Genomic DNA, 12,311 nt, shown 5'->3' with positions numbered 1-12,311 from the left:
CGAGACTCCGAACGTCAGGACGCCGAACGAGATGTGATGCGCGTCACGCTGGATGCTAGTGTCGGCCGCCGCCGACTTTCAACCATTTCCGAGCGACTTTCGCAAACAATCTTCGAAAGAAGGTTCAGTCTGCCGCGCGCTCCATCACGATCTCTTCCGGGCCGTCGTCGATGGGACTGGGAACCGTGGCGGACTCGACGAAACCGAGCCGCTCGTAGACGGCGTGGGCGCGGTCGTTGCCGACGAGGTGGGTGAGGCGTACGGGCAGGTCGCCGGCGCGGGCGATCACCTCGCTCAGCAGCGCGCTGCCGGCGCCGGAGCCCTGGGAGTCGGGCAGGACGTACAGCTTCCAGAGCATCAGGTGGTCCTCGAAGACCGAGTAGGAGGCCATCGCCACGACCTGGTCGTCCACCTCGGCGACGAGGACGGTGCCGGCCCTGATCCCGGGGAGCACTGCGTCCGGGGCCCACCACTTGGCGATGCCCTCCTCGACGTACGCCTCGCCGGTGATCGGCGGATACGTCGCCCGCCAGGTCGTCACGCCGACGTGGATCACCGCGTCGAGGTCCTCCGCCGTCGCCTCTCGCACCCGCATGTACGCGACGATAACCAGGAGCGCCGGGGCTGTCGTTCGGTTTAGCGTCGGACCGTGCTGATTCGACGTGAGCGTCCTGAGGACGTGGCCGACATCCGTGTGGTCACCGCCGCCGCCTTCTCCGGTGTGGAGCATTCCGCGCCGCCGATCGAGCCCGACGGTGCGCCCGGGGAGGCGACCCTGGTCGGATGGCTGCGCGAGGATCCGGGCTGGATACCGGAGCTCTCGCTGGTCGCCGAGGCCAACGGCGAGATCGTCGGCCACGCCGTGGCCACCCGTGGGACGCTCGCCGGCCGGCCCGCGCTCGGCCTCGGCCCGGTCAGCGTCTCCCCCGCCCGTCAGCGCGACGGCGTCGGCTCGGCGCTGATGCACGCCATCCTCGGTGCCGCCGACGCGATGGGCGAGCCGGTCGTCATCCTCCTCGGCTCCCCCGACTACTACGGCCGCTTCGGCTTCGTCCCTGCCTCCTCGCTCGGGATCGAAGCACCCGAGCCCGCCTGGGGCGACTACTTCCAGGCACGGCCCCTGGCTGCGTACGACCCGGACCTGCGAGGCCCGTTCAGCTACGCCGCCCCGTTCGACCGGCTGTGACCACCACCACAGCGCGTACGGGTCCATCTGGACCTACGCTGGGAGTAGTCCGTGGACTCCATCAGGGAGCTGCGAGATGAACCCAGAAAGGCTCGATGATGAGCACGAACCCCTCTGCTGAGGAGACCGCCCCTTACGGGACCGGAGCTGCCGGGAACGCACCGGGCAAGCCCGTACGCAAGGTGCGCACGCATCATCTTCGCGAGATGAAGCAGCGTGGCGACAAGATCACGATGCTGACCTCCTACGACATGTACACCGCCCAGATCTTCGACGAGGCCGGGGTCGACCTGCTGCTCGTCGGTGACTCGGCCTCCAACAACGTCCTCGGCAACGAGACGTCGCTTCCGGTGACCGTGGACGAGCTGCTGCCGCTGACCCGCGCGGTCTCGCGCAGCGTGAAGCGGGCGATGGTCGTCGGCGACCTGCCCTTCGGCTCCTACCAGGCCTCGCCCGAGCAGGGCTACCTGACCGCGGTGCGGTTCATGAAGGAGGCCGGCGCGCACTGCGTGAAGCTCGAGGGCGGCGCCGAAATGGCCCCGGTGATCAAGAAGCTGACCGAGGGCGGCATCCCGGTCATCGCCCACATCGGCTTCACCCCGCAGTCCGAGCACGTGCTCGGCGGCTACCGCGTCCAGGGCCGCGGCGACACCTCCGACCGGATCATCGACGACGCCAAGGCCGTCCAGGAGGCCGGAGCGTTCGCGGTCGTCATGGAGATGGTCCCCGGTGAGGTCGCCGCACAGATCTCCAAGGAGCTCGACATCCCCACGATCGGCATCGGCGCCGGGCCCGACTGCGACGGCCAGGTCCTGGTCTGGCAGGACGCCTTCGGCATGCGCAGCGGCAAGATGGCCCGCTTCGTGAAGCAGTACGCCGACGTGAAGTCGGTCCTGTCCGAGGGCGCCGAGGCGTACATCTCCGACGTCAAGGGCTCGACCTTCCCCGGTCCCGAGCACACCTTCTGACGATCCACGCTTGAGAAGTGGTCAATTTGGGCCGTCCGCCGGCTCCACGCCGGGCCCAAATTGACCACTTCTCGGATCTTGCTCCCACAGGGATCCGCGCCACAGGGCGTACCAGGCGTCCAGGCGGGTCGGATCGTAGGTCCGGCCGAGCGCCGCGTCGGCCTCTCGCAGGATCATCGCGGCGCGGAAGCGGACGTCCGGCGCCACATAGCCGTGGCGTACGTAGCCCGCCTCCGCGAGGCGAGAGTCCCGGCGGCGGTCGCGGGCATACTGGCCACGGTCGCGATGCACGGCTCCGTCGTACTCCTGCAGTGTCCTGGTCCCGGTGATCAGCAGGTCGGCCCGCGCCACGAAGCGACCGGCGTCGTCGAGCAGCTCGACCTGAGGCTGCACCGGCACCTCGCACGCCTCGTGCAGCATCCGGAGCAACGACTCCCACGGAGACTCCGACCGGCCGTCGGCCAGAGCGAGCGCTTCGCGCAACCGGGGCCCGCCCCTCCGACCTCGCGCCACTTCCTCGAGATCGTCGCGGGTGCAACCCTGCTCATGCAGCACGCCGTCGACGAGCACGACCAGATCCAACAGACCGAGGCGGGGCGCCGCGGCGAGCATGGTCTCGGCGACCGTCGCGATCCGTACGCCGTCGATCCCGTGGCTGTGCGGGGGAAGCCGGTGGCGGGTGGCGTCCACCTGAGGCCGTCGCACCCGCACGCCGCTCGGGACGGAGATCTCGATGGGACGGTCCGGAGCCAGCGGCGGCAGCCAGAGCTCGTACGCTTCCGCCGCGGTCAGCCCGGTGAAGACCGTGCCGTCCGGCAACTGCTCCGCCCAGGCCCGCATCCGGGCCCAGACCGGAGCCTCCTCACCGACGTCGCGCGCGAGCCGGACCCCGGACCCCAGACCCACCCAGCGGCCGCTGCGCCTGCGCGGCGGCCGGCGTGGCACTGACTTCTCCATGCACCCACGCTGCGACGAAGTCAGGCCCGGCGCCACCGCATTCGGCCCACTCTGTGGAGAACGGCTATACGCGTCGCGCCCTGGCGGCCGCCAGCCCGACGAGGCGGGCGACCACCATGGCGACGTAGAAGACCCCCGCGATCTGCTCGAGCATCACCATCGAACGGGCGTTGGGGAGCACGGGAACGATGTCGGAGAGGCCGACCGAGGTCAGCGTGGTAAACGATAGGTAGAGCAGGTCGAACCACTGCCGGTGGTCGCCGAACGAGCCGGGCCAGATCACCTGGATAGCCGCGTACAGATAGGCGAAGGCCCAGGCGACCACGGTGAACGCCGCTCCGGTGGCGAAGAGCTCGTCGCGGGTCACCACGTCGTCGTGGAAGAGGTAGCGGATCATCGCGTAGGAGACGAACAGGTAGAACGGGACGTGGAAGAAGGCCGAGGTCAGCACGACCCAGCCCTCGTTCGGCGCGACCGACTCCCACACCGCGAAGATCATCGCCGGTCCCCCGAAGATGATGGCTGCCCAGGAGAAGGCTGGGGTCATGCGTACCGCCGCGACCGCTGCCAGCAGGAGCAGCAGCTGCAGCACACCGAGCGCGGCGCGGCCGGCGGTCGAACCGTCGAGGAAGGGGTAGGCCAGGATCGCCACCACCTGTCCGAGCAGGAGTACGGCGGAGGGGTGTTCGCGCATCGCCCTGATCACGTTCATCACAACCGCACACCCTAGAGCCCACCCGACCAGTACCGTCGGCACCATGCGCGCTGCCATCGCCCTCGCCTCCGTGATCACTCTCGGGCTCTCGACCGCAGCATGCGCCGGAGACTCCTCTCCCGCCTCCACTCCCCCACCGCTGAACCCGTCGGGCTCGTCGAGCGCCTCCGCGAGCGCCTCCGCATCGGCCCCCGCGGCTGTGCTGCCGACGTCCGACCGGGTCCCGGAGCTCGATGTCGAGGTGGTCAACGACGAGCTCGACCATCCCTGGGACGTGGCCGACATCGGCGAGGACCGCTTCTTGGTCACCGAGCGCGACCGGGCGGTCCTGTCGCTGATCGAGGGCGGCGAGCGGCGCGAGATCACGCTCGAGGACAACGACATCTGGGTCTCCGGTGAGACCGGTCTGATGGGTCTCGAGATCGACCCCGGCTTCGCCGAGAACCGGCGCATCTACACCTGCCAGGGGTGGAACGGCGGCGAGGACGTACGCGTCATCTCCTGGACCCTCGACGCCGGGCTGACCACGGCGACCCAGGAGCGGACGCTGATCGACGGCTTCCCCACCAGCTCCGGGCGCCATGGTGGCTGCCGGCTGCTGATCAGCGCCGACGGTGCGCTGTGGGTCGGCACCGGCGACGCCGCCAACGAGGAGAACCCGCGCAGCCTCGACTCTCTGGGCGGTAAGACGCTCCGGCTCGACCCGCAGACCGGCAAGCCGTGGCCCGGCAACCCGTGGGCGGGCGACGAGGGGCCGCGACGATTCATCACGAGCTTCGGCCACCGCAACGTGCAGGGTCTGGCAGAGCGAGCAGACGGCACGATCTGGTCGATGGAGCACGGCCCCGACCGCGACGACGAGGTCAACGAGATCACCCTCGGCGGCGACTATGGCTGGAACCCTGGTGCGGGCTACAACGAGTCGGTGCCGATGACCGACCAGGACCTGCCCGGAGAGCAGATCGAGGCGGCCTGGGAGTCCGGCAACCCGACCGTCGCCACCGGCGGCGGCACCTTCATCCCGGTCCAGGAGCGGTGGGGCGCCTACGGCGGGGCGCTGGCGGTCGCCGTGCTCAAGGACCAGGAGCTGCGGATCATCTCCTTCGACGAGTCCGGGAAGCTCACCGACGACCGTTCACCCGAGGTCATGCACGACTACGGGCGGCTACGTACGGTCTCGCTGGCCGCCGACGGCGACCTGCTGATCACCACCGACAACGGCGGCGAGGACATGCTGCTCCGGGTGACCCCGCGCTGAGGATCACCCGGAGCTGAGGATCACTTGTCTTCGGTGCCCGCGTCGCCTTCCCAGGCCTTGTCTTCCTTCTCCCAGCGCTCGTTGTTCTCCTGAACGTGCTCCAGCGCGCGGGAGGCTTCGGCGTGGGAGGCGTACGGGCCGAGACGGTCCTTGGCCTTGCAGCCCTCGTACGGCTCGACGGTCTTGTGCTTGAGGCAGTAGTAGTACTCGCCCGCGTGCTCGTCGCTCATGCCGCCGCCTCCGTAGAGGAAGGGCAAGAGTACGGACGCGGCGGCATGATGATCTGATTGCTCACTCGCTGGCGCTCGCTCATGCAGCCAACTTACCGTTGTGCGAGATGTTCGCGTGGGCAACAGCGCTGTTACACGGATTTCAGTAGGTTGCCCCCATGAGCCAGATGTTCGACGCCTACGAGACGCGGGATCCGGCCTATGACGAGATGTTCGTCGGCAGCGAGCTGCGCCCTCCCTATCAACGGCTCGGCGACTCGCTGCGGCGGCTGAGCGCCGCGGAGCTGATCAGCCGGGTCGAGGCGATGCAGGCCAGCTATCTCGACCAGGGCGTCACCTTCGACATCGGCGGAGAGGAGCGGGCCTTCCCGCTCGACATCGTGCCGCGGGTCATCGAGCGGGACACCTGGGCGACGATCGACAAGGGCGTCCAGCAGCGGGTCAAGGCGCTGGAGCTGTTCCTCGCCGACATCTACGACGAGGGCAATGTCTTCGACGACGGCGTGATCCCGCGCGAGGTGATCACCACCTCCAGCCACTACCACCGCGCTGCCGCCGGGGTGCATCCGCCCAACGGCGTACGCATCCAGGTCTCGGGCATCGACCTGGTCCGTGACAACAACGGCGAGTTTCGCGTGCTGGAGGACAACGTGCGGGTCCCGTCCGGGGTCTCGTACGTCATGACCAACCGTCGCGCGATCTCGGCCGCACTCCCGGAGACGATCGCCGAGCACCGGATCCGTCCGGTGGCCAACTACCCGCAGAAGCTCCTCGCAGCGCTGCGCGCGGCCGCCCCCGCCGGCGTCGCCGATCCCACCGTGGTCGTCCTGACGCCGGGCGTCTACAACGGCGCCTACTTCGAGCACGCGCTGCTGGCCCGCACGATGGGGGTCGAGCTCGTCGAGGGGCGCGACCTGGTCTGCCGCAACGGGCAGGTGCTGATGCGTACGACCAAGGGGCTGGCCCCGGTGCACGTCATCTACCGGCGCATCGACGACGAGTTCCTCGATCCGGTGCACTTCCGGCCCGACTCGATGCTCGGCTGCGTCGGGCTGATCGACGCCGCCCGGATGGGCAACGTGACGCTGGCGAACGCGGTCGGCAACGGGGTCGCCGACGACAAGCTCGTCTACACCTACATGCCCGACATCATCCGCTACTACCTCGGCGAGGACCCGGTGATCCGCAACGTCGACACCTGGCGGATGGGTGATGCGTCCTCGCGCGAGGAGGTCCTCGACCGGCTCAACGAGCTCGTGCTCAAGCCCGTCGACGGCTCGGGCGGCAAGGGGATCGTGATCGGGCCGGCGGCCTCGGCGCGCGAGCTGGAGGTGCTGCGCGGCAAGATCCTGGAGGATCCCCGCTCCTGGATCGCGCAGCCGGTCGTGCAGCTCTCCACGGTCCCGACCTTCATCGACGGGGATCTCGGGGCGCGGCATGTGGACCTGAGGCCGTTCGCGGTCAATGATGGCGACAAGGTCTGGGTTCTTCCCGGCGGCCTGACTCGGGTGGCGCTCGCAGAGGGCGAGCTGATCGTGAACAGCTCCCGTGGCGGCGGCTCGAAGGACACCTGGGTGCTCGCCGGACCGACGTCGTCCCGGCCGTCCGGTCGGGGTCAGGGTCAGTCTCAAACGCAGGGGGTGGCGTGATGCTGAGTCGTATCGCCGAGTCGATGTTCTGGATCGGGCGTTATGTGGAGCGCGCCGAAGACACCGCGCGCATCCTCGACGTACAGACCCAGCACATCCTCGAGGACGCCGCCACCGACGAGGAGACCGCCTGCCGCTCGCTGCTCGCGGTGATGGGCATCGAGCTCTCCGAGGAGGAGAAGGTCGGGCTCCCGCAGATGCTGGACATGCTCGCGTACGACACCACCGCACCGACCTCGATGGCCTACGCGCTCGGCGCGGCCAGGGAGTCGGCCCGTGGGGCCCGGGAGACGCTCTCGGTGCCGTTGTGGGAGGCGCTCAACACCACCTACCGGGCGATCCCGGCCGGCCAGTTCAAGCACATGCGGGCCCCGTTCATCTTCGGCTGGGTGCGCGACCGGGTCGCCCAGATCAACGGCACCGCCGACGCCACGATGATGCGCGATGAGTCCTGGCAGTTCCTGATGCTCGGACGCTACGTCGAGCGCGCGGACATGACGTCGCGGCTGGTCGCGACCACCTCGTTGACGAGCGCCGGCGGTGCCTCGCAGTGGAACTCGACCCTGCGCGCCTGTGGGGCGTACGACGCGTTCCTGCGGGTCAACAAGGGGGTCGAGACCGAGCAGGCGGCTGCCGAGTTCCTGCTGCTGGACCGGATCTTCCCGCGCTCGGTGGTGCACGCGCTGCAGCGGGCCGAGCTGGCCCTGGACACACTCGAGGGGACGACCCGCCGCGCCGGCTTCACCGACGAGGCCCACCGGCTGATCGGCCGGATGCGGGCCTCGCTGGAGTATCGCTCGCTCCACGATCTGCTGGCGGACCTGCCCGCCGAGATGGAGCGGCTCCAGGTCACCTGCGCCGAGGCCACCGAGGCCGTCACCAAGCGCTACTTCGCCGGTGCCGAGGCGCTGGCCTGGCAGCCGGTCTGAGGAGTCTGATCGAGATGAGCATGCAGTTCCGCATCGTGCACACCACGACCTTCGCCTACGACGGACCGGCGGTCGCCTCCTACAACCAGGCACGGCTGACTCCCCTGACCACGCCCGACCAGATCGTGGTCCACCACCGGATCGACGTCTCACCCAAGCCGTGGACGTATGAGTACAAGGACTACTTCGGCAACGAGGTCACCGCGATCGAGGTGCTCGAGGCGCACCGTCGACTGAAGGTCTCCGCGACCAGCACCGTCCACGTCGACCGGAAGCCCGGGGCGGCACCTGTGCTCACCTGGGAGGAGGCCGCTCAGCCCGGGGTCGCGGACCGGTTCGTCGAGTTCCTCGGCCTGCCCTCGCTGGTGGTGCCCGACGAGGAGCTCGCGACGCGGGCGAAGACGATCGCGGCCTCCGCCGGGCTTCCGGGTGAGGCAGCGGCCGAGATCGCTCAGGTGGTCGCCGACGGGTCCGCGCCGGCACCGGATGCCGCCCACCAACTGCTGGGGGCGCTACGTACGGTCGGGATCCCGGCGCGCTACGTCTCCGGCTACGTCTACCCCGGCGGCGCGCACTCCTGGGTCGAGTGGTGGGACAACGGCTGGCACGGGGTCGACCCGATGACCGGCAACGAGCCCGGCGACGCGTACGTCGGTGTGGCCACGGGCCGCGACCACACCGACGTCAAGCCGCTGGGCGGGATCTACTCGGGCCCCGAGGAGCCGGCCGTCGAGGTCACCGTCGAGATGACCCGGCTCGCCTAGCCTGGCTCAGAGCGTGCTCTCCGCCGCGAGCCCGTTGATCACCTTTGCCAGCGCGATGTCACGGCTGGTGACGCCACCGGCGTCGTGACTGGTGAGCCGGATCTCGACGTACGGGTAGCGCAGGTCGATGTCGGGATGATGGTTGGCCTCCTCGGCCTTCGCCCCGATCGCGTTGACCAGCGCGAGACCGGTGATGAAGTCACCGGTCTCCACGCGGGCGACGATGCTGTCGGCCTCGCCGCTGGTGTCGAACGTCCAGCCGTCGAGCTGCTCCTGGGCGACCTGCTCGGCGGTGAGGGTCGTGGTGTCAGGTTCCATGCCTCCACCCTGCCACCGCCGCGGGCGGCGCGCCACGCGGGTCACCCCTCGCGCTGCGCGAGCCGGTTGCGTACGCGGTAGACGGCTGCGTGATGGTCGTAGTCGTCGCTCATGACCGCCGCCAGGCGCAGCGGGCCGAGCGCGTCCTCGAGCCGGTCCTGGCGCTCCAGGACGCGCCCCAGCGAGTGCTGGCTCCAGGCGTCGCTGGGGTCGCGCTCGACGAGCCAGCGCAGCTCCGCCTCGGCCCTGGCGAGCTGGGCCCGCAGCATGTAGGCCCAGGCCCGCATGCTGCGCAGCCCGAAGTTGTTGGGGTCATCTGCCAGCGCCGGCTCCAGGATCTCCAGCGCCTCCACCGGGAAGCGCCGCGAGAGCAGGTCGTGGGCCGTCCGGTAGGCCACCTCGTGCGAGGCCTGGCCCGGGAAGACGACAGCCGGGGCTACGTACTCGAACTCTTCGTTCTCCGTCATCACACCCTCCGAACGTGATACCCCCAGATGGTATTCCATCCGCACCTGCACGGGAGCACCATGGTGACGGTGAGGAGGTGAACGCGCATGCACGCATCAGTAGGTGACCACCTCGTCGTGGCGGGCCCGCACGTCGGGGACCACGTTCGGGAGGCCGAGATCATCGAGGTCAGCCACCCCGACGGCAGCCCGCCCTACCTCGTACGCTGGAGCGACAGCGACCACGAGTCGCTCGTCTTCCCCGGTCCGGATGCCCACATAGAGCCCGCCTCGCACTAGACTTTTGTGCGGACGGGCTGGCCGGGCGATCGCGTCGTAGAGATACGTCGAGGAAAGTCCGGGCTCCACAGGACAGGGTGGTGGCTAACGGCCACCCGGGGTGACCCGCGGGACAGTGCCACAGAGAACAGACCGCCGCTACCCTCCAGGTAGCGGTAAGGGTGAAACGGTGGGGTAAGAGCCCACCAGTCCTCGTGGTGACACGAGGAGCTAGGTAAACCCCACCCGGAGCAAGACCAGACAGCGTACGTTCGAGGGCGGTCCGCCCGAGTGCGCGGGTAGGTTGCTAGAGGCCATCGGCAACGATGGTCCGAGATGGATGGTCGCCGACTACAGAACCCGGCTTACAGGCCAGCCCGTCCGCTTTCACAGGCCTGACCAGGTGTTTTACTTTTCGAGGTGCTCTACTGTCCGGTTACTGTCCGGTCAAGAGGCAGCGGCTGCGAGCGAGGACACCAAGGGCGATCTCGCGGCTGCTTACAGCGCCTCTCGCGCCGCGCCGGAGGCCAGCAAGGCTTCGGCGTCGAGCCCGAGCCGGTCGAGCACCGCGCGCGTGTCCGCCCCGGGCAGGTGTGGGCGCTCGAAGCCTACGGCCGGATAGTCCGAGAAGCGCGGCGCCTGACCCGGTTGGACGTACCCATCCTCGACCAGCACGCCACCCCGCGCCGCCACATGCGGGTGCGCGGCCGACTCCGTCATCGAGAGCACCGGCGCCACGCACGCGTCTGTCGCCTCGAAGACCTCGGTCCACTCCGAACGCGTGCGGCTCGCGAACGCCTCAGCAATCCGACGCCGCGTATCCGGCCAGGTCTCCCTGTCGTCTTGGGCAGCCAGATCGAGCTCCAGCCCCAGCCCCTGTACGAACTGGGCATAGAACTTCGGCTCGATCGCCCCGACGGCCATGTGGCCGCCATCCGAGGTCGCGTAGACCGCGTAGTACGGCGCTCCGCCGTCGAGCATGTTGACGCCGCGTTCGTCTCTCCAGGTGCCAGTGTTCAGCAGTCCATGAGTCCCCGCGAGCAGGTGCGCTGCACCGTCCACGATCGCGGCATCCACCACCTGCCCTCGCCCGGTCGAGCGAGCCTCGAGCAGCGCCGCCAGCACGCCCATCACCAGGTACGTCGCGCCGCCACCGAAGTCGCCGACCAGGTTGAGCGGAATCTGCGGAGGCCCGCCGACCTCACCGATCCCATGCAAGGCACCGGTCAGGGCGATGTAGGACACGTCGTGACCAGCCCGATCGGAGAGCGGTCCACTCTGACCCCATCCGGTCATGCGGCCATACACCAGGCCCGGGTTGCGTTCCCAGCACTGCTCAGGTCCCAACCCAAGCCGCTCGGTCACGCCGGGACGGTTCCCCTCGATGAGGATGTCGCTCGTTCGTACGGCCGTCAACACGGCGTCGACCGCTTCCGGGTGTTTGAGGTCGAGGCAGATGATCTGTTTGCCCCGGTTCATCACATCGAGCCGCGGATCCCCTGGGAACACTCCGAGTCCCCCTGGCCGCTCGATCCGGATGACCTCCGCACCCATGTCAGCCAACGTCATGCCCGCGAACGGGCCAGGCCCCATTCCACCCAGCTCCAGCACCCGCACCCCACCCAGAGGGCCACGCGGTGCCACCGAACCTGCACCCTTACCCACAACAGAACTCCCTCTTGCGTTTCCCGATTTCAATTGGACCCGGCCGAGGCGAACAACGGCGACGCGTGACACCGTCGGCCAACTTGTCCCGAACGAGACTCGCTATCGCAGGAGGAGGGCCACGGCCGCTGCGCCGACAACGAGCAGCCATACATCCAGCGCACGCTGCAAAGCCGTGTTCCTCAGGTTCATGAAGTCCAGCACCACGAATCGAGCCTTGACAAAGGCCAAGCCCGCCGCGACTGACGAAAGGACGCGCACCGATGCCAAGTCCCGGACGAGATCCAGCGTCAAGAGCGTCGCGGCAAGGGTCAAGACGACGAGTAGGCGAAGAGCTCTACGAGCGCGAGCCATGTCCTGGCTCAGATCATTACTCATGGCATTCATGCGTGTGTTCCGATGTAGACGATGGAGAAGATGACAAGCCACAGCAGGTCCACCATGTGCCAATAGCCGGCGGCGCACTCGGCCCAGCGCAATGACGTACGACTCTGGCTCAGGCCTCTCCGCCACGTGAGCAGCAGGACGCTGCCGATGGCAACGTGCATCAGATGAAGCCCGGTCAGCACGTAGTAGTAGCCAAAGAACCGCGAGGTGGTCAGTCCGTGGCCGCCGGAGAGCTCGACGACGTACTCGGCCACTTTGAAGAGGACGAACAGACCTCCACCCGCGAGCGCGAGCCCAACCATCCTCTGGGCAAGCAGGTTGTCGCCGCTTCGCTGCGCAATCACGGCCTTCACCACGACATAGGAGGATGCGAGGAGGACCAGCGTGTTGAGCAGGCCGAGAGGCACGACCAAGTTGCTTGCGTCTTCGGCGAAGGCTTGTCTGTGGCTGCCGAGGTTCCACAGGTAAGCACCGAAGAAGAGTGAGAACACCGACATCTCTCCGAGGATGAAGAACCAGAACCCGACCTCGGCAGGAACCCGCTTCCCGAGCGACACCTG

The 12,311-nt window shown here is 68.5% G+C and carries 16 protein-coding genes and 1 other RNA gene; 8 read left to right on the top strand and 9 right to left on the bottom strand.

The window, feature by feature from the left end:
- Window positions 1-124 precede the first annotated feature (124 nt).
- A complete protein-coding gene (locus ACIO3S_RS25875) occupies window positions 125-595 on the bottom strand; it encodes a GNAT family N-acetyltransferase (protein ID WP_400468816.1) in 471 nt (156 codons plus the stop codon).
- Window positions 596-649: 54 nt separating this feature from the next.
- Between ACIO3S_RS25875 and ACIO3S_RS25870 the strand changes: the two genes are divergently transcribed.
- Both ACIO3S_RS25870 and panB read left to right on the top strand, forming a co-directional pair.
- Window positions 650-1,186, top strand: coding sequence for a GNAT family N-acetyltransferase (locus ACIO3S_RS25870; RefSeq protein WP_400468814.1), 537 nt, complete (start codon window positions 650-652; stop codon window positions 1,184-1,186).
- 95 nt (window positions 1,187-1,281) lie between these two features.
- Window positions 1,282-2,154, top strand: coding sequence for a 3-methyl-2-oxobutanoate hydroxymethyltransferase (gene panB / locus ACIO3S_RS25865; RefSeq protein WP_400468812.1), 873 nt, complete (start codon window positions 1,282-1,284; stop codon window positions 2,152-2,154).
- A gap of 21 nt (window positions 2,155-2,175) precedes the next feature.
- Here the strand turns inward: panB and ACIO3S_RS25860 are convergent, their stop codons facing one another.
- On the bottom strand, window positions 2,176-3,111 hold the full coding sequence (locus ACIO3S_RS25860; RefSeq protein ID WP_400468810.1) for a hypothetical protein: 936 nt from the start codon (window positions 3,109-3,111) through the stop codon (window positions 2,176-2,178).
- 64 nt (window positions 3,112-3,175) lie between these two features.
- Complete coding sequence (locus ACIO3S_RS25855) at window positions 3,176-3,823, bottom strand: ion channel (RefSeq protein ID WP_400468808.1); 648 nt, start codon at window positions 3,821-3,823, stop codon at window positions 3,176-3,178.
- A 46-nt stretch (window positions 3,824-3,869) separates the two neighbouring features.
- On the opposite strand from ACIO3S_RS25855, the gene ACIO3S_RS25850 reads away from it, so the two are divergent.
- Window positions 3,870-5,084, top strand: coding sequence for a PQQ-dependent sugar dehydrogenase (locus ACIO3S_RS25850; protein WP_400468806.1), 1,215 nt, complete (start codon window positions 3,870-3,872; stop codon window positions 5,082-5,084).
- 20 nt (window positions 5,085-5,104) lie between these two features.
- Here the strand turns inward: ACIO3S_RS25850 and ACIO3S_RS25845 are convergent, their stop codons facing one another.
- The gene (locus ACIO3S_RS25845) at window positions 5,105-5,314 is read right to left on the bottom strand and encodes a hypothetical protein (RefSeq protein WP_350659246.1); all 210 of its coding nucleotides are present in this window, start codon (window positions 5,312-5,314) and stop codon (window positions 5,105-5,107) included.
- Window positions 5,315-5,472: 158 nt separating this feature from the next.
- On the opposite strand from ACIO3S_RS25845, the gene ACIO3S_RS25840 reads away from it, so the two are divergent.
- The 3 genes from ACIO3S_RS25840 to ACIO3S_RS25830 are packed head-to-tail and all read left to right on the top strand — an operon-like array spanning window position 5,473 to window position 8,656.
- Complete coding sequence (locus ACIO3S_RS25840; protein WP_400468804.1) at window positions 5,473-6,963, top strand: circularly permuted type 2 ATP-grasp protein; 1,491 nt, start codon at window positions 5,473-5,475, stop codon at window positions 6,961-6,963.
- Entirely contained in the window at window positions 6,963-7,892 is a 930-nt protein-coding gene (locus ACIO3S_RS25835; RefSeq protein WP_160022128.1) for an alpha-E domain-containing protein, read from the top strand. Before ACIO3S_RS25840 ends, ACIO3S_RS25835 begins: the two co-directional genes overlap by 1 nt.
- 14 nt (window positions 7,893-7,906) lie before the next feature.
- Window positions 7,907-8,656: a transglutaminase N-terminal domain-containing protein gene (locus ACIO3S_RS25830; protein ID WP_400468802.1), complete on the top strand. Its 750-nt coding sequence runs from the start codon at window positions 7,907-7,909 to the stop codon at window positions 8,654-8,656.
- A gap of 6 nt (window positions 8,657-8,662) precedes the next feature.
- Here ACIO3S_RS25830 and ACIO3S_RS25825 read toward each other — a convergent pair whose 3' ends face one another.
- Window positions 8,663-8,974, bottom strand: a complete 312-nt coding sequence (locus tag ACIO3S_RS25825) for a 4a-hydroxytetrahydrobiopterin dehydratase (protein ID WP_091053215.1) — start codon at window positions 8,972-8,974, stop codon at window positions 8,663-8,665.
- A 41-nt stretch (window positions 8,975-9,015) separates the two neighbouring features.
- On the bottom strand, window positions 9,016-9,441 hold the full coding sequence (locus ACIO3S_RS25820; RefSeq protein ID WP_400468800.1) for a tetratricopeptide repeat protein: 426 nt from the start codon (window positions 9,439-9,441) through the stop codon (window positions 9,016-9,018).
- An 87-nt stretch (window positions 9,442-9,528) separates the two neighbouring features.
- On the opposite strand from ACIO3S_RS25820, the gene ACIO3S_RS25815 reads away from it, so the two are divergent.
- Together ACIO3S_RS25815 and rnpB are read left to right on the top strand one after the other, a co-directional pair.
- Window positions 9,529-9,720, top strand: coding sequence for a DUF1918 domain-containing protein (locus tag ACIO3S_RS25815; protein ID WP_400468799.1), 192 nt, complete (start codon window positions 9,529-9,531; stop codon window positions 9,718-9,720).
- A gap of 13 nt (window positions 9,721-9,733) precedes the next feature.
- Window positions 9,734-10,083: RNase P RNA component class A (rnpB, locus tag ACIO3S_RS25810), an RNA gene on the top strand.
- Between the two features lie 114 nt (window positions 10,084-10,197).
- Here rnpB and ACIO3S_RS25805 read toward each other — a convergent pair.
- The 3 genes from ACIO3S_RS25805 to ACIO3S_RS25795 form a co-directional block, all read right to left on the bottom strand.
- Entirely contained in the window at window positions 10,198-11,316 is a 1,119-nt protein-coding gene (locus tag ACIO3S_RS25805) for a CaiB/BaiF CoA transferase family protein (protein ID WP_400468797.1), read from the bottom strand.
- A 150-nt stretch (window positions 11,317-11,466) separates the two neighbouring features.
- A complete protein-coding gene (locus tag ACIO3S_RS25800) occupies window positions 11,467-11,679 on the bottom strand; it encodes a hypothetical protein (protein WP_400468795.1) in 213 nt (70 codons plus the stop codon).
- Between the two features lie 68 nt (window positions 11,680-11,747).
- Window positions 11,748-12,308 carry a cytochrome c oxidase subunit 3 gene (locus tag ACIO3S_RS25795; RefSeq protein ID WP_400468793.1) on the bottom strand — a complete coding sequence of 187 codons (561 nt, stop codon included), beginning with the start codon at window positions 12,306-12,308 and terminating at the stop codon, window positions 11,748-11,750.
- Window positions 12,309-12,311 lie beyond the last annotated feature (3 nt).

Origin of the sequence: Nocardioides sp. NPDC087217 (assembly GCF_044744805.1) — a bacterium.
In the GTDB taxonomy this organism is placed as follows: domain Bacteria; phylum Actinomycetota; class Actinomycetes; order Propionibacteriales; family Nocardioidaceae; genus Nocardioides.
The sequence above is the reverse complement of the archived record's forward strand: the minus strand, read 5'-3'. Positions and strand labels throughout refer to the sequence as shown.

Bases quoted from the DNA above. Each gene is read 5' to 3' on its own strand.
- ACIO3S_RS25860 (WP_400468810.1), bottom strand. From the start codon at position 3,111: ATGGAGAAGTCAGTGCCACGCCGGCCGCCGCGCAGGCGCAGCGGCCGC.
- ACIO3S_RS25835 (WP_160022128.1), top strand. From the start codon at position 6,963: ATGCTGAGTCGTATCGCCGAGTCGATGTTCTGGATCGGGCGTTATGTG.
- ACIO3S_RS25855 (WP_400468808.1), bottom strand. From the start codon at position 3,823: ATGAACGTGATCAGGGCGATGCGCGAACACCCCTCCGCCGTACTCCTG.
- ACIO3S_RS25815 (WP_400468799.1), top strand. From the start codon at position 9,529: ATGCACGCATCAGTAGGTGACCACCTCGTCGTGGCGGGCCCGCACGTC.
- ACIO3S_RS25830 (WP_400468802.1), top strand. From the start codon at position 7,907: ATGAGCATGCAGTTCCGCATCGTGCACACCACGACCTTCGCCTACGAC.
- ACIO3S_RS25850 (WP_400468806.1), top strand. From the start codon at position 3,870: ATGCGCGCTGCCATCGCCCTCGCCTCCGTGATCACTCTCGGGCTCTCG.
- panB (WP_400468812.1), top strand. From the start codon at position 1,282: ATGATGAGCACGAACCCCTCTGCTGAGGAGACCGCCCCTTACGGGACC.
- ACIO3S_RS25840 (WP_400468804.1), top strand. From the start codon at position 5,473: ATGAGCCAGATGTTCGACGCCTACGAGACGCGGGATCCGGCCTATGAC.
- ACIO3S_RS25875 (WP_400468816.1), bottom strand. From the start codon at position 595: ATGCGGGTGCGAGAGGCGACGGCGGAGGACCTCGACGCGGTGATCCAC.
- ACIO3S_RS25825 (WP_091053215.1), bottom strand. From the start codon at position 8,974: ATGGAACCTGACACCACGACCCTCACCGCCGAGCAGGTCGCCCAGGAG.
- ACIO3S_RS25820 (WP_400468800.1), bottom strand. From the start codon at position 9,441: ATGACGGAGAACGAAGAGTTCGAGTACGTAGCCCCGGCTGTCGTCTTC.
- ACIO3S_RS25845 (WP_350659246.1), bottom strand. From the start codon at position 5,314: ATGAGCGACGAGCACGCGGGCGAGTACTACTACTGCCTCAAGCACAAG.